We start from the raw sequence: 18,775 nt of genomic DNA on the forward strand, positions 1-18,775 counted from the left end.
TATCGCGGCATACTGGGCGCCTACACAGTCGTCGTTGAAGGAACCTGTATGCAGTTGGACCCCGCGAGCGGTTGGTGTCAGGGCGTAGATATTTGCCCCTCGCCCAACTTCAATGCGCGCCCCTCGGACGAAATTTCCCTGCTGGTGATCCACAACATCAGTTTGCCGCCTGCGCAATTCGCCACCGGCAAGGTGCAGGAATTTTTCCAGAATCGTCTGGATGTCACGGAGCACCCCTATTTTGAAGGGATCGCCGACCTGCGCGTGTCTGCGCACTTTCTGATCGAACGTGACGGCACCGTCACTCAGTTTGTCTCTTGTCTTGAGCGTGCCTGGCATGCCGGCGTCTCGAGTTTCGAAGGGCGGGAAACCTGTAACGATTTTTCCGTGGGCATTGAACTTGAAGGCACGGATGATCTGCCGTTCACCGATGCTCAGTATCAAGCGTTGACGACCCTGACCCGGCAGCTGCAAAGCGCGTTCACGGCCATTACCGCACAGCGCATTTGCGGGCATAGCGACATTGCACCCGGGCGTAAAACCGATCCTGGGCCTGCGTTCGACTGGGCACGCTATCGCGCCGCCCTGGCAAAAGAGGAACAACAATGAGTTTTCTGGTGTTGCTGTTGGCGGTCTGGATCGAGAAGTTCTCGGCCCTGCGTCATCGAATTCAGCGCGATGGTGGATGGGTTCGCGAGCTGAACAAGCTTGAGGTCAGTCCGCGTCTGGCGAAAAGTCCGTGGCTGATCCTGGTGATCCTGGTGTTGTTGCCGGTGGCACTGCTGGGTTTGCTGCTCCTGGTACTGGACCCGGTGGCTTACGGTCTGCTGGCGTTGCCGGTGCATCTGCTGGTGGTGATTTACAGTCTGGGCCGCGGTGATCTGCTGGCCGGTCTCGGGCCGTTTCGCGATGCCTGGCGCCGGGAAGACCTGCAAGCGGCCGCTCATGTGGCGAACCGCGACCTGGGTATTTGTGCCGATAGCGGCGAACAATTGCTGGAACGGGTCGAAGGGCATCTGCTGTGGGAGGCTTATCAGAGCTTTTTCGCGGTGATTTTCTGGTACTTCCTGCTGGGGCCGGTCGCAGCCCTGAGCTATCGACTGCTGGCCTTGGCCGAAGAACACGGGCAGACCCCGGCCGTGGTCGAGCGCGCCGCAAAACTGCGTCATGCGTTCGACTGGGTGCCGGTGCGTCTGCTGGCAGCGAGTTTTGCGTTGGTCGGCAACTTTGTCGCGGTCGGCCGGGTGATGCTGCACGAACTGCTGAACTGGAACATCAGCGCCGCCCAATTGATCGAGAAAGTCGGGCTGGTGGCCGGTGAAATCCCGGCGCCGGTGGTCGGGCCTGATGGCATCAACAGCCTCGACCGGATCTGGGAACTGCTGCTGCGCGCGGCAGTGCTCTGGTACGCCGGTTTTGCGCTGTGGACCGTCCTTCCTTAGCTCTGAAGTGGACTCCATTGTGGCGAAGGGATTTATCCCCGTTCGGCTGCGAAGCAGTCGCATATTCGGCGCACGCGGTTTGCCTGCATCACCGCGAGGACTGGTTTTACGACTGCTGCGCAGCCGAACGGGGATAAATCCCCTCACCACAGGGATATCAATCGTCCCAAGTGGGCGTCTCGCCGTTAACCTTAAGTTACAAAACCTCCCGTCGATTTAGGCTATACAGAGACAGCGCTGAATAGTGGCTATCTGCTCTCGACCCGCGCCTGCCAATAAAAATAAGAAATCAAAGGGAGACTTCCAGTGAAGAGCTTGCTCTATCCCGCCGTGGCGCTGATGAACCGCCTGAGCTTTGGCATGAAGTTCAGCCTGATCAGCGTGCTGTTCCTTGTGCCGATGTTGGTGACCAACTTCTATCTGGTGCGCGATTCTTATCGAGAATTCCAGGGCACCCGGGTCGAACTGCAAAGCCTCGACCTGCTGGGCAGCAGCCTGACGTTACGACGCGATCTGGAAACCCTGAACAACCTGGTGCAGATCAACGTCACCCTTGGTCAGTCCGGCAAGGCCGGCAATGTCGAGTCGCAGATCAGTACCGTGGGGAAAAATGTGCTGACCCGTTTGCAAGGACTGACGGCGATGACCGCTGACCCCGAGCAAATCATGGTTTTCGATGGCAAGCGCGATGAAATGATCGCCGCGTTCAAGGCCCAGCAAACGGAAAACTCCCTGCAAAGCAAAAGCGCGATGATCGGCAAGTTGCTCGGCAACGCACAAATTTTCAGCCAGATCATCGCCAGTCAGGCCGGCCTCAGCCGCGACCCCCAGAGCGACATGCGCCAGCTGAGCGAACTCATTACCAATGTCACCCCGCCCGTGACCCAGCTTCTGGGCGAAGGCCGGGCGATGGGTTCTTTTTCGCTGGGGCAGGGCTTTCTCAACTCGGCATCGAGTACCCGTTTTGATGAGTTGCTGGCGCAGATCGAAAAACTGCAGGCCGAATATGCCCTGAAGTTACAGGACGCGCTGGGCTCCAGCAAAGCGGCACGGGAAACCCTGGCCGCTCAGGCCGATATCAGCAAGGCATCGTTGAAAAAGGCCAGTGAACTGTTCGAAGAGCAGGTCGTGATGGCCGACACGCTGGATGCGCCGTGGCAGGGCTTTTACGATCAGGTCACGGGCCTGATGGACCAGACCTACCAACTCAATGAAGCCACCCTGAAGTTTCTCGGCACCCAGTTGCAACAGCGACTGGAGCAGAACCGCACCCACATGGTCTTGCAGGCCATGGCGTTGTCGGTGGTGTTTGTGCTGATTTTTTACCTTTACGGCGGCTTCTACGCCTCGACCCGCACCACCCTCAAGCGTCTTGGCGCGGTGATGGACAAGGTCGCGGCCGGCGACATGACGGTGACCTTCAGCGCTAACAGCCGCGATGAACTGGGCGAGTTGGGCGAGGTGTTCAACGGCACCGTGAAGAAAATCCACGACCTGATCGAGCGGGTCGGCCAGACCGTCAGTGAGGTCGAGCGCCAGGCCGGGCAGGTGGAGAACGTTTCCGCCCAGAGCAACCAGGCGGTGGCGGGGCAGCGCACGCAGATCGAGCAGGTCGCCACGGCCATGAACCAGATGTCCGCGACATCCCTTGAGGTGGCACGCAGTGCCGCGGCAGCGGTCAGCAGCGCTCATAGCGTCAACGATGAGACCATCAGCGGTCGCGGGCTGGTGGAATCCCAGCAGGGCAGCATCGCGGCACTGGCCAGTGAGATCGACCAGTCGGTGCTGGTGATCAACCAACTGGCCAGCGACAGCCAGTCCATCAGCCGTGTGCTGGAGGTGATCAAGAGCATCGCTGAACAGACCAACCTCTTGGCGCTCAACGCGGCCATCGAAGCCGCTCGGGCCGGTGAGCAGGGTCGTGGTTTTGCGGTAGTGGCGGACGAGGTCCGGACCCTGGCCAAGCGCACCCAGCAATCGACCGAGGAAATCGAGCAGATGATCGCCAAGCTGCACAGCGGTGTTGGCGCTGCGGTGAAGGCGATGGGGACCAGTCATCAAATGGCCAACGGCACGGTGGGGCAGTCGGAAAAGGTTCAGCAAGCGCTGGAAAACATCCTCGGTGCCGTCGGCATGATCGTCGATCAGAACCAGCAAATCGCCGCCGCAGTAGAGCAGCAGACCGCCGTGGCCCACGACATCGACCAGAATATTGTGGAAATCAACCGCGCCGGTGAGCGTACCGCCGAAGGTGCACACCAGACCGAGGATGCCAGTCGCGCATTGTCGGCTCAGGTGGTGGAGCTCAAGCAGCTGATCAGCGCGTTCCGGGTTTGAAACCACCCCGGCACACCTGTGGGAGCGAGCCTGCTCGCGAAAGCGGTCTGTCAGTCGACATCAATGTTGAGTGATAGACCGATTCGCGAGCAGGCTCGCTCCCACAGGTTTTTATGCTCCGTCTGTAGTATTTTTTCCCTTTGTTTGTGGCGTTTTTCCTGTTTTCCTCCACCGTCTGGTTTTTGGTCTTTAATGAAGGAAGATCAATCACTTGGACCCGCCCTGAGGAGGCTCGGTAATGTCAGCTGTAACGATTGGAATCCAGGGTCATTGCGCTCATTGCGGGAGCACACTCCTGCTCAAGCCCTGGCAACTCAACGCCATTGCGATCAACGAAGCGTTCGCGTGTTCCCACTGCCAGAAAGCGCTACAACTGAACGATCCGAAACAGATCAAGCGCTTCAAGTCCCTCGACTCACTGGCATTGTTGCGGGCCAGCACATCGCTCATGGTTTGCACCGCGTTGCTGGTGGCGTTGGTGGCGGAATGGATCGGGATATTCAGCGTCGTGGAGCAGCTGAATTTTTCGCTGTTGGCGATTTTCGTCTACTTCGCCGTCATGCGGATTGCCCGGCACCGATACCACATGACGCTGACGCTGGAAGCCGCCAAGGCCCACGCCGACTGATTACCAGTTGAACAGCTCACAAGCGTTGGCCGTGCTGGCGGCGGCCAATTGTTCGGGGCTGATCGCCATGATCCCCGCCAGTGCCGAGCAGATGGCCGGCAGATGCGCCGGGCTGTTGCGTTGGCCGGGGAACATGGCGGGCGCCATGTCCGGAGAATCGGTTTCCAATACCACCGATTCAAGCGGCAATTCGGCCAGCACACGATGCATGCGCAGGGCCTGAGGCCAGGTCGCGGCACCGCCCAGGCCCATTTTGAAACCGAGCTTGATGTATTCGCGGGCTTCTTCTTTGCTGCCGGCGAAGGCGTGAATGATCCCCGCACGTTTCAAGCGAAACCGCTTGAGCGTGGCAATCACCGCCGCATGGCTGCGTCGCACATGAATCAGCGCCGGAAGATTGAAGTCCGCCGCCAGTTGCAGCTGCGCATCGAACAGTGCCTGTTGGCGTTCACGGTCCAGGGTTTCGATAAAGTAATCCAGACCGATCTCGCCCACCGCGCACAACTGCCGATGACCCGCCAACCGGGTCAGCCAATCACCCAGTTCGTGTAAGTCTTCAGGGCGATGATCATCCAGATACACCGGGTGCAGGCCGAACGCCGCATACAGGTCGGGATCGCTTTGCACCAGATCCCAGACCCGCTGCCAATTGCCCTGATAAACCCCCAGCACCACCATCCGCCGCACTCCAAGAGCGCGGCTCTCGGCCAACAACGCCGTGCGATCCTCGTCGAAGTCCGGAAAATCCAGATGAGTGTGGCTGTCGATCAGCTCCACGGTTCAGTCCTGGCGAATACGCTGCTTGAAGGTCCGCGCGATGGCCTGCACGCCGGGTCGGTAATCCGATTGCTCGATGGCGGCGAGGGCCAGTTCCAGCGCTTTGTCGGCGATGAGCTGATGCTGCTGGGCCATGGCGTTGACCGGCAGCGGCAGGAAATCCAGCAGCTGCGTGTCGCCGAAGGTGCCGAGGCGCAGCGGGCGGGTTTTGAGCGGGAAGTCGTGCAAGGCATCGAATACGCCCTGAAGCAGCACGTAGGACGTGGTCAGCAGCGCATCCGGCAAATGGCCCAGACGCTGTAGCAGTTCTTCCATCAACTGTTTGCCACATTCACGGCTGAACGACTCGCCGTGTTCGATCAGTACCTCGCCTTTGAACCCGTCCAACGCGTCTTTGAAACCGCCCGCCCGCTCCTGGCTGATGCTCAGTTCGGGGCGTGCGCCGATCAGTGCGATCTGTTTGGGCAGCGGGTCCAGTAGACTGCGGGTCAGTTGCAGGCTGGCCTCGCGGTCATCACTGATCACCGAACAGAAATGTTCAGGCTCCATGACCCGGTCGATCGCGATGATCGGAATGCCCTTGGCCTGCAATTGGCGGTAGCTGTCATCGCCGGACGGCAGGCAACTGGCAACGATCAATGCATCGCAGCGCCGGGCCCGGAACAGTTTCAGCAATTGCCGTTCGCTGTCTGGCGCATCGTCGGAACTGGCGATCAGCAGCTGATAGCCGCGAGCTCGGGCGCCTTGTTCCAGCAGTTTGGCGATGCGCGCGTAACTGGGGTTTTCCAGGTCCGGCAGAATGAAACCCAAGGTGCGGGTGTGCCGACTGCGCAGCCCGGCAGCTTGGGGGTTGGGCGTAAAGCCATGTTGTTCGACGACCGCGCGCACGCGCTCGACGGTGGCACTGCTGATACGTTGTTGTTCTGCCTTGCCATTGATGACGTAGCTGGCGGTGGTAACGGACACACCGGCCAACTGGGCGATATCACTGAGTTTCAACCCGGTTTTTCCTTGTTTTTTCGAGCTTGCCTCGACATTTTCGCCAATCCTACCCGATTAAGGCAGACGACCATCGTCGCGACGCATCCGACAATTGGACTTCAAGGATGAGACATTATCGAGTAACGTGCCAATCATTCTAGATTAAACGTTTCAGCAAGCGTATTTTCTACGTTATAGGCTCCTTTGCCGGTTCTGCCGCGAAACCGCCAAAAGTGATGACTAAGGGCCTAAGCTGAATCATTCAAAACAATACCTGGCGTCACAAGACGCCAAAAAGGAGAAAGCATGCTCGAGCTCACCATAGAGCAGATATCCATGGGCCAATCGGCTGTGGATAAGTCCGCCGCGTTGCACCTGCTGGCGCAGCATCTGGTCACCGATGGCCTGGTGGCCGAGGGTTATCTCGCCGGATTGCAGGCGCGCGAAGCCCAGGGCTCGACCTTTCTCGGTCAAGGTATTGCCATCCCCCACGGTACGCCGGAAACCCGCGATCTGGTGTTTTCCACTGGCGTGCGACTGATGCAGTTCCCCGAAGGCGTGGACTGGGGCGACGGTCAGATCGTCTACCTGGCGATCGGTATTGCGGCCAAATCCGACGAACACCTGCGCTTGCTGCAATTGCTGACCCGTGCCCTCGGCGAAACCGACCTGGGCCAGGCGCTGCGCCGCGCCAGTTCCGCCGAAGCCTTGTTGAAACTGCTGCAAGGCGCGCCGCAAGAACTGGCGCTGGATGCCCAGATGATCGGCCTCGGTGTGTCGGCCGATGACTTCGAAGAGCTGGTCTGGCGCGGTGCGCGTTTGCTGCGTCAGGCCGATTGTGTGAGCAACGGTTTCTCTGCCGTGTTGCAGCAAGTCGACGCGCTGCCCCTGGGCGATGGCCTGTGGTGGTTGCACAGCGAGCAAACGGTCAAGCGTCCGGGCCTGGCCTTCGTTACGCCGGACAAACCCATGCGTTACCTCGGCCAGCCGCTCAGCGGACTGTTCTGCCTGGCCAGCCTCGGTGAGGCCCATCAGGCCTTGCTCGAACGCCTTTGTGCGTTGCTGATCGAAGGTCGCGGCCACGAATTGGGCCGCGCCACCAGCAGCCGTAAGGTGCTCGAAGTCCTTGGCGGTGAGCTGCCGGCGGATTGGCCGAGCGCTCGCATCGCGCTGGCCAACGCCCACGGCTTGCACGCGCGTCCGGCGAAAATCCTCGCGCAACTGGCGAAAAGTTTTGAAGGTGAAATCCGCGTACGCATCGTCGATGGCCAGGACAGCGCGGTGTCGGTGAAGAGCTTGAGCAAACTGCTCAGCCTCGGTGCCCGTCGTGGTCAGGTGCTGGAATTTGTCGCCGAACCGAGCATCGCCGCCGATGCCTTGCCAGCCTTGCTGGCCGCCATCGAAGAAGGCCTCGGTGAAGAAGTCGAGCCGCTGCCAGCCGTGAGCCAGCAGCGCGAAGTGATCGCCGATGTGGCCGAGGTAATCCTCGCGCCAGCCTCCGGCAGTCTGGTTCAGGCCATCGCCGCCGCTCCGGGCATCGCCATCGGCCCGGCGCACATTCAAGTGCTGCAAACCATTGATTACCCGCTGCGCGGCGAGTCTGCCGCGATTGAGCGCGAGCGTCTCCAACAGGCGTTGGCGGACGTGCGTCGCGACATCGAAGGCCTGATCGAACGCAGCAAGTCCAAGGCCATTCGCGAGATTTTCATCACCCACCAGGAAATGCTCGACGACCCGGAATTGACCGATGAAGTCGACACCCGTCTCAAACAGGGCGAAAGCGCCGAAGCGGCGTGGATGGCGGTGATTGAAGCGGCGGCCAAACAACAGGAATCGCTGCAGGACGCCTTGCTCGCCGAGCGTGCCGCCGACTTGCGTGATATCGGCCGCCGAGTGCTGGCGCAACTGAGTGGCGTCGAAACCCCGAGCGAACCTGAGCAACCGTACATTCTGGTGATGGATGAAGTCGGTCCATCCGATGTCGCCCGCCTTGATCCGGCGCGCGTCGCCGGCATCCTCACCGCCCGTGGTGGTGCTACCGCGCACAGTGCGATTGTCGCCCGAGCCCTCGGTATTCCGGCGTTGGTCGGCGCCGGCCCGGCCGTGTTGCTGCTGGCACCGGGTACGCCGTTGCTGATTGATGGCCAACGCGGTCGCCTGCACGTGGATGCCGACGCGGCGACCTTGCAGCGTGCCACCCAAGAGCGCGACACCCGCGAGCAGCGTTTGAAAGCCGCCGCCGAACAACGTCATCAACCGGCACTGACCACTGATGGGCATGCAGTCGAAGTGTTCGCCAACATCGGCGAAAGCGCGGGCGTGACCAGCGCGGTGGAGCAGGGCGCCGAAGGCATTGGCCTGCTGCGCACCGAACTGATTTTCATGGCCCACTCGCAAGCGCCGGACGAGGCAACCCAGGAAGTCGAATACCGTCGCGTCCTCGATGGCCTGGCCGGTCGGCCGCTGGTGGTGCGCACCCTCGACGTTGGCGGTGACAAACCGCTGCCCTATTGGCCGATAGCCAAAGAAGAAAACCCGTTCCTCGGCGTGCGTGGTATTCGCCTGACTCTGCAACGTCCGCACATCATGGAAGCGCAATTGCGCGCGTTGCTCCGTGCGGCGGACAACCGTCCACTGCGGATCATGTTCCCCATGGTCGGCAGCGTCGACGAATGGCGCCAGGCCCGGGACATGACCGAACGTCTGCGTCTGGAAATTCCGGTTGCCGACCTGCAATTGGGGATCATGATTGAAGTGCCGTCGGCTGCATTGCTGGCGCCGGTGCTGGCCAAAGAGGTCGACTTCTTCAGCGTCGGCACCAATGACCTGACCCAATACACCCTGGCCATCGACCGTGGTCATCCAACCTTGTCGGCCCAGGCTGACGGTTTGCACCCGGCGGTGCTGCAACTGATCGACATCACCGTGCGCGCGGCGCATGCCCACGGCAAGTGGGTCGGCGTGTGCGGCGAGTTGGCGGCCGATCCGCTGGCGGTGCCAGTGCTGGTCGGTCTGGGTGTGGACGAGCTCAGCGTGTCGGGTCGCAGCATTGCCGAGGTCAAGGCGCGGGTTCGCGAACTCAGCCTGGCCCAGACCCAAATCCTTGCCCAACAGGCCCTGGCCGTGGGCAGCGCCAATGAAGTGCGCGCACTAGTGGAGGCCCTGTAATGGCCAAGATCCTGACCCTGACCCTCAACCCGGCGCTGGACCTCACGGTCCAGTTGCCGCTGCTTACCCCCGGCCAAGTCAACCGTAGCGACGAGATGCACACGCATGCCGCCGGTAAAGGCGTGAACGTGGCACAAGTGCTGGCGGACCTTGGGCATCAGCTCACGGTCAGCGGTTTCCTCGGGGAGGACAACCTTCAAGCGTTCGAAACCCTGTTCGCCAAACGCGGCTTTGTCGACGCGTTCATCCGTGTACCGGGGGAGACGCGCAGCAATATCAAACTGGCGGAAAGCGATGGGCGCATCACCGACATCAACGGCCCCGGCCCCTTGGTGAGTGAAGCCGCGCAGCAGGCGTTGCTTGATCGACTTGATCAAATAGCGCCCGGTCATGACGCGGTCGTCGTTGCCGGCAGCCTGCCTCAAGGCATCAGTGCGCAGTGGTTGCAGGCGTTGATTGTGCGCTTGAAAAATCTCGGTTTGAACGTGGCGCTGGACAGCAGCGGCGAAGCCTTGCGGGCGGCGCTCAATGCCGGTCCGTGGTTGATAAAACCGAACACCGAAGAGCTGGCCGACGTGATGGGCTGCGAGATGGTTTCGGTCGCGGCACAGGCTGAAGCCGCGAGCCGCTTGCATGCTCAAGGCATCGAGCACGTGGTGATCTCCGACGGCGCCGATGGCGTGAACTGGTTCAGTGTCGGCTCGGCGATGCATGCCACGCCGCCCAAGGTCAGTGTCGTCAGCACCGTGGGCGCAGGCGATTCGTTACTGGCCGGCATGCTCCACGGTCTACTCAGCGCCGACACGCCTGAACAGACCTTGCGCACCGCCACGGCGATTGCCGCGATGGCGGTCACCCAGATCGATTTCGGTATTGGCGACGCCACGCAGTTGGCGCGGCTCGAACAGGGCGTGCGCGTGCGCCCCCTGACAGAACAATAAGAGGGTTTGTCATGAAGTTAGCCATTGTTACGGCCTGCCCGAACGGCATGGTCACCAGTGTGCTGTGCGCCCGTTTGCTCGACGCGGCGGCCCAGCGTCAAGGCTGGAGCACCAGTGTCGAAGTCAACGATGCCGCGCACCCTGAACGCCAATTATCGGCGGCCACGATCGAGGCGGCCGAGTGGGTATTGCTGGTGAGCAGCGCGCCGGTGGATATGTCGCGATTCGTCGGCAAGCGGGTGTTCCAGAGTACCCCGGCGCAAGCCCTGCAAGATGTTGAAGCGGTGCTGCGTCGCGGTGCTGAAGAGGCTCAGGTTTACGTCGCCCCCGAAGCTGTGGTCGAGCCTGCCGCCCTGGTGAAAAACGCTCCGCGTCTGGTCGCGATTACCGCGTGTCCGACCGGCGTCGCTCACACCTTCATGGCCGCTGAAGCCTTGCAGCAAGCGGCCAAGCGTCTGGGCTACGACCTGCAAGTGGAAACCCAGGGCTCGGTCGGTGCGCGCAACCCGTTGAGTGCAGAGGCGATTGCCGATGCGGACGTGGTGCTGCTGGCCTGCGATATCGAAGTCGCCACCGAGCGTTTTGCCGGCAAGAAGATTTACCGTTGCGGCACCGGCATCGCCCTCAAACAAGCCGAGGCGACGCTGAACAAAGCGTTGGCCGAAGGCACGCAGGAAACTGCTTCGAGCGGTGCCAAAGGCCCGGCCAAGCAAGAGAAAACCGGCGTCTACAAGCACCTGCTGACCGGCGTGTCGTTCATGCTGCCGATGGTGGTGGCGGGTGGTCTGATGATCGCCTTGTCGTTCGTCTTTGGCATCACCGCGTTCAAGGAACCGGGCACGCTTGCGGCGGCGCTGATGCAGATCGGCGGCGAGACCGCGTTCAAGTTGATGGTGCCGCTGCTGGCGGGTTACATCGCCTACTCGATCGCCGACCGTCCGGGCCTGGCTCCGGGGATGATTGGCGGTCTGTTGGCAAGCACTTTGGGCGCCGGTTTTATCGGCGGGATCATTGCCGGTTTCATCGCCGGTTACGCGGCGCAGGCGATCAACCGTTATGCGCGCTTGCCACAAAGTCTTGAGGCGCTCAAACCGATCCTGATCATCCCGTTGCTGGCGAGTCTGTTCACCGGTCTGGTGATGATCTACGTGGTCGGCAAACCGGTAGCCGGGATGCTCGAAGGGCTCACGCACTTCCTCGACAGCATGGGCACCACCAACGCGATTCTGCTCGGTGTATTGCTGGGCGGAATGATGTGCGTCGACCTTGGCGGGCCGATCAACAAAGCCGCGTATGCGTTCTCGGTGGGGCTGCTGGCATCGCAAAGTTATGCACCGATGGCCGCGACCATGGCGGCCGGCATGGTGCCGCCGATTGGCCTGGGCATCGCCACGATTATTGCGCGGCGCAAGTTCGCCCAGACCGAACGCGAAGCCGGTAAAGCGGCGTTGGTGTTGGGGCTGTGCTTCATCTCCGAAGGCGCGATTCCGTTTGCCGCGAAAGACCCGCTGCGGGTGATCCCGGCGAGCATTGCCGGTGGTGCGCTGACCGGTGCGTTGTCGATGTATTTCGGCTGCAAACTGATGGCGCCGCACGGCGGGTTGTTCGTACTGGCGATCCCGAATGCGATCAACCATGCGCTGCTGTATTTGCTGGCGATTGTGGCCGGGAGTTTGCTGACGGCGGTGGTTTATGCGGTGGTCAAGCGACCGGAAGTCGTTGAGCTGGCAATAGAGCCCGTCAGCGCCTGACACCTACCCCTTGTAGGAGCCGAGCTTGCTCGCGATGGCGGTGTATCAGTCACCATTTTCGGTGAATGTTAAACCGCTATCGCGAGCAAGCTCGGCTCCCACAAGGGATCTGCTGCACCGGCAGATTTCTGTGTCATGTCCGATAACGTCGTCATGCTTCATTTTTCTTTGAATCCCGGCAAGCCCTGAGCTGCACGCCATTCCTTGATTTTGCGTGTGATGCCTTCTGCCGAATCATCAGCTTCGTCTTCCGGGTAGAAGATCAAATCAGAGCCTGCGGGATGCCCACATATGGTGTTGAAGTGATGCACAAGCTTGTTCTCTTCCTCTTCGCTTTCATCGTTCCCCAGGATGCGTTGAAGCATCCCAATGAATTCTTCTTCTGTGTAATCTGAAACACTACTTTTTATGGTCATTGCCTGTCCTCCCGGTGAATTTCGACGTGCCGCTTCGGTGTAATTACTGAGAGATTGTCCACGTCATAAACTGCACCTCCATTCTTGATGTACTCAATATGATGTATTTCGTAGCGAGCGTTTTCTCCGTTGTGTTCCGGCCTTTGGGCAAATGGTGCTTTGCCATTCAAGAGCTTGCTTCTGTTATTCGGTTTGAACTGGTTGAATAGCTCGGGATCATTTCCAACGGCAGTCCAAAATGCGGCCCTGAAAGTGTCGAAGTCTCTGAATTTTTGTCCTCGTAGCACATCAGCAATCCGCGTTGGAATGGGGGCGCCTAGCCCGGTGCCAGCCCCAGCAAGCCAAATCCCTGCCACATCCTCACCCACGCCCGTAACACCACCCGGCTCATACCGAGCGTTGAGCACGATGTAAATCGGCTCAAGCCCGGCATCCGCCGGAAACCAGATAATCGCATCCTGATACTCGGGCGGATGCTCCGGGTTCACCAGTATCTTGTTGGCCTGCTCGGTGGGTGGGTAGACCCAGATCGTCGGCAGCGGTGGGGCGCCTTCCAGGGCAGGGACCTTGGGGGCGTCGTCAGGATCTGCCGCGGGCGTCCAGGTCAGGCCGATGCCATTGCCGATATCGGCGACAAATTGCTCGCCTTCCTTTTTTGCCTTGATGACCGGGACAAACTCCCAGTCTTTTTTCCCGCCTGTGTAAAAGCCGTAAGCGTTGACTGAGCCATCCGGCAATGTCTTCACGTTGATGCGCACACGGGTTCGCCCCGCATCCAGCGCCGCGTATTGCTCGTTTTTGTAGAAGGCGCTGTCGGGTGAAAGGCTGGTGTTCGGCATTAATAGCGCAACTGTCCCGACCGCGGTACCAGTCGCCACAACGGCTGATCCTGTTAGTAGACGCAGTGCTAGCGAACCGCCGAGACGTTGGGCAATGGCACCGCCTGTTGCTGAGCCTCCCACCAGTTTCAAGGGAATCCCTTCGGCGGTGATTGCTGCGCCGGTGCCAAGCACGGCCCACAACCCGTAGTCAGCCAGTTTCTCGACGGGGACAAAACCGGCCGGGTTGTCGTGATTAATGACGCCGTCGGGGAGGTTGCAGCTTTTGGCGAATACGCAGCCTCGTGTGGCGAACTGTTTGCTCTGTTCGACATCTTTGAAGATGCGATCTTCATAAGCCTGTTGCCGGGCGAGCATGTCGTCGTAAGTCTTTTGCCTCGCCTCACGCTCGGCTAACTCAGTCGGGGTCATGTCTCGCAGGTAACGGTATCCAATGCCCGAGCCGCCGCCACCAGTGCTGTGTTCCCAGACTTGCGGGATGTCCTTGTCGCGTGGCATTGGCGTCCTTTTTCGCGTGTGTCCGGAGCAGCCTCGAACTTATCCAGGGCGCTCGGGTATTGGCGTTAGGACGTTTCCTAAAAGCGGCGCTGAAATTTCCTATTTCTTGGTGTTGCAGGGGTTTTGGTGGCGAGTCAGCATGACCGCGTTATCCTTCATCGCGGGCAAGCCACGCTCCCACAAGGGATTTGCGGTGTTGGTTAATTTTTGTGTCATGTCTGAGTCACACGTGCATGCTTAAGTTTTCCTTTTCAGGGAGAACACCATGAGCGAATTCGACCTCGGCCGTCGTCGTGTCATACAAGCCGTCGGTGCCGGGCTGTTGTTGCCAGGCCTGGCACCGGCGGTGATTGCCTCGGTCAAGGATCGTCCGCAACTCACCGATGGCGTGCAGTCCGGCGACGTGCTGGGCGATCGGGCGATGATCTGGAGCCGATGTGATCGTCCGGCGCGCATGGTGGTGGAATGGGACACCCGCAGCCTGTTCAGTAACCCCCGTCGTTTTGTCTCGCCATTGGCCGTGTCCGATACCGATTTCACTGCCCGGGTCGAACTCACTGGCCTGCCCGCCGACCAGGCGATTTTCTACCGCGTGCACTTCGAAGACGCCCAGAGCGGCGTCGCCAGCGAACCCTGGTTCGGCCACCTGCGCAGCGTGCCGCAAACCCGTCGCGACATCCGTTTCGTCTGGAGCGGCGACACCGCCGGTCAGGGTTTCGGGATCAATCCGGACATCGGCGGCATGCGCATCTACGAAGCCATGCGTTTGCGCCTGCCAGACTTCTTTATCCACAGCGGCGACACCATCTACGCCGACGGCCCGATACCTGCGCAGCTCACCACAGAGAGCGGCCGCGTGTGGCGCAACATCACCTCTGAAGCCAAGAGCAAAGTCGCCGAAACCCTCGACGACTATCGCGGCAATTACCGCTACAACCTGATGGACGAAAACATCCGCCGCTTCAACGCCGAGGTTCCGCAGATCTGGCAGTGGGACGACCATGAAGTGGTCAACAACTGGTCGCCGGGCAAGCAACTGGATGATCGCTATAAGAGCAAAGATATCCACAGCCTGGTCGGTCGCGCGCGTCAGGCCTGGCTCGAATACGCACCGATGCGGTTGCAGAGCGCCGATGGCGGCGGGCGGATTTATCGCAAGCTCGGTTATGGGCCATTGCTTGATGTGTTCGTGCTCGACATGCGCAGCTATCGCGGGGCCAATGATGACAACCTGGGCGCCGCTAAACCTTTCCTTGGCCGCGAACAACTGGACTGGCTCAAACTTGAGTTGAAGGCCTCCAAGGCCCAGTGGAAAGTCATTGCCGCCGACATGCCCATCGGCCTCGGCGTACCCGACGGTGAAGTCAGCCCCGGCGTGACGCGTTGGGAAGCGGTGGCCAACGGCGACCCGGGACCGGCTCAGGGCCGTGAACTGGAAATCGCCGAACTGCTGGGTTTCTTGCGGGCGCAGCAGGTACGCAATTTTGTCTGGCTGACGGCGGATGTGCATTACTGCGCCGCGCACCATTACCACCCGGACCGTGCGGCGTTTCAGGATTTCGAACCGTTCTGGGAGTTTGTCGCCGGGCCTTTGAATGCGGGGAGTTTCGGGCCTGATTCGCTGGATAAGACCTTTGGTCCCGAGGTGGTGTTCGAGAAAGCACCACCGGCACAGAACACCTCGCCGTTTGCCGGGTTTCAGTTTTTTGGTGAGGTGAATATTGATGGGCAGACGGGGGAGATGAGTGTGGTGTTGCGGGATCTGGATGGGGTTGGGGTGTTTGAGCAGAAAGTGCAACTGGTGTAGGGGGAGGTATTGTTCCATCGGTTTCTTTAATTTAAATCCCCCGTTATATAGCTAATCAGTATATTTGCCTGTCATTTTTTACAGGTGTTTTTTGGCGGGTTTTATATAGGCTGAACCCAGAATCAACCGGGTAACAGCTGATGAAACTTATTCGTGCACAACAAAGATCAATATGGACGGCCGTTGTATCGCTGGTCCTCTGTACGCTTTTTCTTACGGCCTGCAAAGATGCCAATGAAACCAACGCCGGTTTGTGTAATGGGAATTGGGGTATGGTCGGCGCTTATTATTGCGATATTATCCCTATAGGACGAGCGGAAGTGCTTTGTGTTTTTGTGGGGAAGGATAATGATCGTAATGGTGCATATAAAAGTGGTACTAGCGATCAATGTATCGTTGATGGCCCGGAAAATATGGCGCCCATTGATTGCAACGAGATGTGCCGTCTGAACAATAATTGTTCGAAAGTTCAATGCCTAAGTGCTGAAAAGATCGAAGAGCTCAATAAGCGGCTAAGTAAACGATCAACAGGCAGCGATCTATTAAAGTCACCTTGAGTTTTTATTTGAGCAGGCTTCTATCCTGACGCCATGTTGTTAACGTGACGTCAGGATGTTCATCGAATGCTTTGTGGATTCAGTATACGTCCCGCCGATAACGGCCTTGCTCGATCAACCGGTCGACCTCTGCAATTCCGAGTATTTCGTTGAGCACGTGATCCACGCCTGAAGCCATCCCTTGCAAGCTGCCGCAGATGTAAATGACCGCACCCTCGGCCAGCCATTTTTTCAACTCGCCCGCCGATTCGCGCAGTCGATCCTGCACGTAGATCTTCTCGGCCTGATCCCGCGAGAACGCCAGGTCCAGCCGCTCCAGATCCCCCGAAATCAACCACTCCTCAAGCTCATCACGACACAAGTAGTCATGCTCGCGATTGCGTTCGCCGAACAACAGCCAATGACGTTGCTGGCCATCGGCGATCCGCGCCTTGAGCAAACTGCGCAGCCCGGCCAGGCCGGTGCCATTGCCCAGCAGGATCATCGGCAGCGGTTCGACCGGCAGATGGAAACCGCTGTTGCGCCGCACGCGCAGGCTGATGGTGCCGCCCACCGGGGCGTGTTCGGTCAGCCAGCCGGAGCCGACGCCCAGGCTGCCGTCAGGATGCAGTTCCTGACGCACGATCAGTTCGAGGATGCCATCGGCGGCGATTGAGGCGATGGAGTATTCGCGCATGGCCAGGGGCACCAGCGCATCCACTAGCGCCTGGGCATGCAGGCCAACCAGGTGAGCTCTGTTTTCCGGCAGTTGTCGACTGGCGAGGGCTTGCTCCAGTGGTTGCGACAGGCCATCGAGCGCAACCATCGCCCGACCGTCAATGCCCAGGCCATCGAGGAAATGTTCGATCGCCCATGGACAATTGCGCGGCAACACTTCCACCAGGTCACCGGCCAGCCAGCTGCTGGTGTTGGGGGCGGTGAGGCCGAGCAGGTAAACGCCTGAACCGCTGCTGTCGGGATTGAGCAGCTCACGGCGGGTCAGGTTCCAGTTGTCATAGCTTGGCGCTTGCCAGGTGTCCACGGGTGCCTGCCCGGTCAGCAGGCCCAGTTGCTGCTGCCAGTGACGCAAGGCGTAAGGGTCGCCGCTGTCGACCTCTACCGGCGCGAACAGGGTCTTGCCGCCGTGCTCGCCGAGCCACGTGTGCAAGCGTCGAGCGAATCCGCAGAAGTGCTGATACTGCCGATCACCGAGGCCGAGCACGGCGTAGTTCAGGCTTTCCAGGCTCAACGTACGGCCCAGCACTTTGCGCTCAAACCCTCGGGCGCTGTCCGGCGCTTCGCCGTCGCCGAAGGTGCTGACGACGAACAACGCATTGCTGGACTCACGCAAGTCTTGCTCGCTGACGTCCGCCAGCGGCTGAACCTTCACCGGCAGGCCCGCAGCCTGCAATTGCCCGGCGGTCTGCCACGCCAGTTGCTCGGCAAAGCCGCTCTGGCTGGCAAAGCCGATCAGCCATGCCGGTGCGTCATTGTCCGGTTGTGCGAGCCCTTTGCGGGCATCCTTGATCTGTTTTTTCTTGCTGCGACGATCGAGGTACAACAACCAGCCAGTGACGAAAAACAACGGCATCGTCAGCGCGCTGATCGTCAGGATGATCCGCCCGATGATTCCGAAATAGCTGCCGACGTGCAGCGCGTAAATGCTGGTCAGCAGTTGCGCCTTGAGGCTCTTGTCGCTGTAGCGATCATGCCGCGCGACGATACCGGTCGCCGGGTCCAGCGTGATCTGGTTCAGTGCGCGGTCGTGGGGCGAGCTGTTCAACAGGTAGAACACGGTGGCCGGTTTTCCGGCCACGGGCGGCATGCGGATGTTGTAGGCACTCAGTGCCGGGCCGGCGGCGCTGTAGATGCTGCTCCACATCGCGGCGTAATCGGCGGTGGGGGCCGGGCCGCTTGGCGCAGGGCCGCGACCGCCGCGAACGCGCTCGTTCTGCGGTGAGTCGGAAAGCAATCGGGTCAGGCCCTTGTTGTACCACTCATAGGACCAGGACAAACCGGTGAGCGCTGCCAGGAGGTAAAACACCAGGCACCAGGTGCCGGCCACCGAGTGCAGATCCCAGTTGAAGCTGCGGCCTTTTTTCTTCCAGTCGAGGGTCAGCCAGGCACGCCAGCTTTTCCACTGACGCGGCCACCGCAGGTACAGGCCGGACAGGCAGAAGAACAGCAGGATCAGCGTGCACGCGCCGGTGATTTGCCGACCGGTATCGCCCATGGCGAGGAAGCGGTGCAGTTGCAGCATCAGACCGAAGAAATCCTGGCCAGTGGCGTCGCCCATGAACTCGGCGGTGTACGGGTCGAAGTAGCGCATCTGCCCACGTCGTTCGCCCGGTGGCGGGGTAAAGATCACCCGCGCGGCGTTACCGCTGTCGGTCTCGACCCAGAGCATCGAGACTTTCTTGCCCGAGGCACCCTCGATTTTTTCCACCAGTTCGGCGGGCGGCAGGACGCCGGCGACCTGCTTCTCGACCTGCAACACAGAAGGGTTCAGCGCACGCAGGATTTCATCCTGAAACGACACCGTCGCCCCGGTGATGCCCATCAGGGCCAGGACCAGTCCGGCGCTGATGCCGAAAAACCAGTGCAACTGGAACAGGGTTTTCTTCAACACGTCACTCGCCTTGTTCGTTCGAAAA

General features: G+C 60.1%; 14 protein-coding genes. 9 read left to right on the forward strand and 5 right to left on the reverse strand.

Annotated features, from left to right (window positions below):
* The first annotated feature begins 48 nt into the window (after nt 1–48).
* The 4 genes from ampD to KGB03_RS04610 all read left to right on the forward strand — a co-directional run bounded on the left by ampD (nt 49) and on the right by KGB03_RS04610 (nt 4,407).
* Complete coding sequence (gene ampD, locus KGB03_RS04595) at nt 49–609, forward strand: 1,6-anhydro-N-acetylmuramyl-L-alanine amidase AmpD (RefSeq protein ID WP_008149001.1); 561 nt, start codon at nt 49–51, stop codon at nt 607–609.
* Entirely contained in the window at nt 606–1,442 is an 837-nt protein-coding gene (gene ampE / locus KGB03_RS04600; RefSeq protein ID WP_218538061.1) for a regulatory signaling modulator protein AmpE, read from the forward strand. The genes ampD and ampE overlap by 4 nt, the downstream gene beginning before the upstream one ends.
* A gap of 306 nt (nt 1,443–1,748) precedes the next feature.
* Nucleotides 1,749–3,779 (forward strand): methyl-accepting chemotaxis protein, encoded by a 2,031-nt coding sequence (locus KGB03_RS04605; RefSeq protein ID WP_223526453.1) that lies wholly within the window; start codon nt 1,749–1,751, stop codon nt 3,777–3,779.
* Between the two features lie 238 nt (nt 3,780–4,017).
* Complete coding sequence (locus tag KGB03_RS04610; RefSeq protein WP_218538059.1) at nt 4,018–4,407, forward strand: hypothetical protein; 390 nt, start codon at nt 4,018–4,020, stop codon at nt 4,405–4,407.
* On the opposite strand, the gene KGB03_RS04615 is transcribed toward KGB03_RS04610, so the two are convergent.
* Together KGB03_RS04615 and cra are read right to left on the reverse strand one after the other, a co-directional pair.
* Nucleotides 4,408–5,184 carry a TatD family hydrolase gene (locus KGB03_RS04615; RefSeq protein WP_223526454.1) on the reverse strand — a complete coding sequence of 259 codons (777 nt, stop codon included), beginning with the start codon at nt 5,182–5,184 and terminating at the stop codon, nt 4,408–4,410.
* A 3-nt stretch (nt 5,185–5,187) separates the two neighbouring features.
* A complete protein-coding gene (gene cra, locus KGB03_RS04620; RefSeq protein WP_218538058.1) occupies nt 5,188–6,183 on the reverse strand; it encodes a catabolite repressor/activator in 996 nt (331 codons plus the stop codon).
* 288 nt (nt 6,184–6,471) lie between these two features.
* Between cra and ptsP the strand changes: the two genes are divergently transcribed.
* Genes ptsP through KGB03_RS04635 form a run of 3 tightly spaced genes read left to right on the forward strand, consistent with a single transcriptional unit; the run spans nt 6,472 to nt 12,025 of the window.
* Entirely contained in the window at nt 6,472–9,333 is a 2,862-nt protein-coding gene (gene ptsP / locus KGB03_RS04625) for a phosphoenolpyruvate--protein phosphotransferase (RefSeq protein WP_223526455.1), read from the forward strand.
* Nucleotides 9,333–10,274, forward strand: coding sequence for a 1-phosphofructokinase (gene pfkB, locus KGB03_RS04630; RefSeq protein WP_111450452.1), 942 nt, complete (start codon nt 9,333–9,335; stop codon nt 10,272–10,274). The genes ptsP and pfkB overlap by 1 nt, the downstream gene beginning before the upstream one ends.
* Before the next feature lie 11 nt (nt 10,275–10,285).
* On the forward strand, nt 10,286–12,025 hold the full coding sequence (locus KGB03_RS04635; RefSeq protein WP_223526456.1) for a PTS fructose-like transporter subunit IIB: 1,740 nt from the start codon (nt 10,286–10,288) through the stop codon (nt 12,023–12,025).
* Between the two features lie 158 nt (nt 12,026–12,183).
* Here KGB03_RS04635 and KGB03_RS04640 read toward each other — a convergent pair whose 3' ends face one another.
* Nucleotides 12,184–12,441, reverse strand: coding sequence for a bacteriocin immunity protein (locus KGB03_RS04640; RefSeq protein ID WP_218538055.1), 258 nt, complete (start codon nt 12,439–12,441; stop codon nt 12,184–12,186).
* The gene (locus tag KGB03_RS04645; RefSeq protein ID WP_223526457.1) at nt 12,438–13,778 is read right to left on the reverse strand and encodes an S-type pyocin domain-containing protein; all 1,341 of its coding nucleotides are present in this window, start codon (nt 13,776–13,778) and stop codon (nt 12,438–12,440) included. The genes KGB03_RS04640 and KGB03_RS04645 overlap by 4 nt, the downstream gene beginning before the upstream one ends.
* 265 nt (nt 13,779–14,043) lie before the next feature.
* On the opposite strand from KGB03_RS04645, the gene KGB03_RS04650 reads away from it, so the two are divergent.
* A complete protein-coding gene (locus KGB03_RS04650; protein WP_223526458.1) occupies nt 14,044–15,585 on the forward strand; it encodes an alkaline phosphatase D family protein in 1,542 nt (513 codons plus the stop codon).
* Nucleotides 15,586–15,725: 140 nt separating this feature from the next.
* Nucleotides 15,726–16,142, forward strand: coding sequence for a hypothetical protein (locus KGB03_RS04655; protein WP_218538053.1), 417 nt, complete (start codon nt 15,726–15,728; stop codon nt 16,140–16,142).
* 79 nt (nt 16,143–16,221) lie between these two features.
* Here KGB03_RS04655 and KGB03_RS04660 read toward each other — a convergent pair whose 3' ends face one another.
* Nucleotides 16,222–18,750 carry a PepSY domain-containing protein gene (locus KGB03_RS04660; RefSeq protein WP_223526459.1) on the reverse strand — a complete coding sequence of 843 codons (2,529 nt, stop codon included), beginning with the start codon at nt 18,748–18,750 and terminating at the stop codon, nt 16,222–16,224.
* Between the last annotated feature and the right edge of the window lie 25 nt (nt 18,751–18,775).

The organism is Pseudomonas sp. BF-B-26 (assembly GCF_019956495.1).
Taxonomy (GTDB): domain Bacteria; phylum Pseudomonadota; class Gammaproteobacteria; order Pseudomonadales; family Pseudomonadaceae; genus Aquipseudomonas.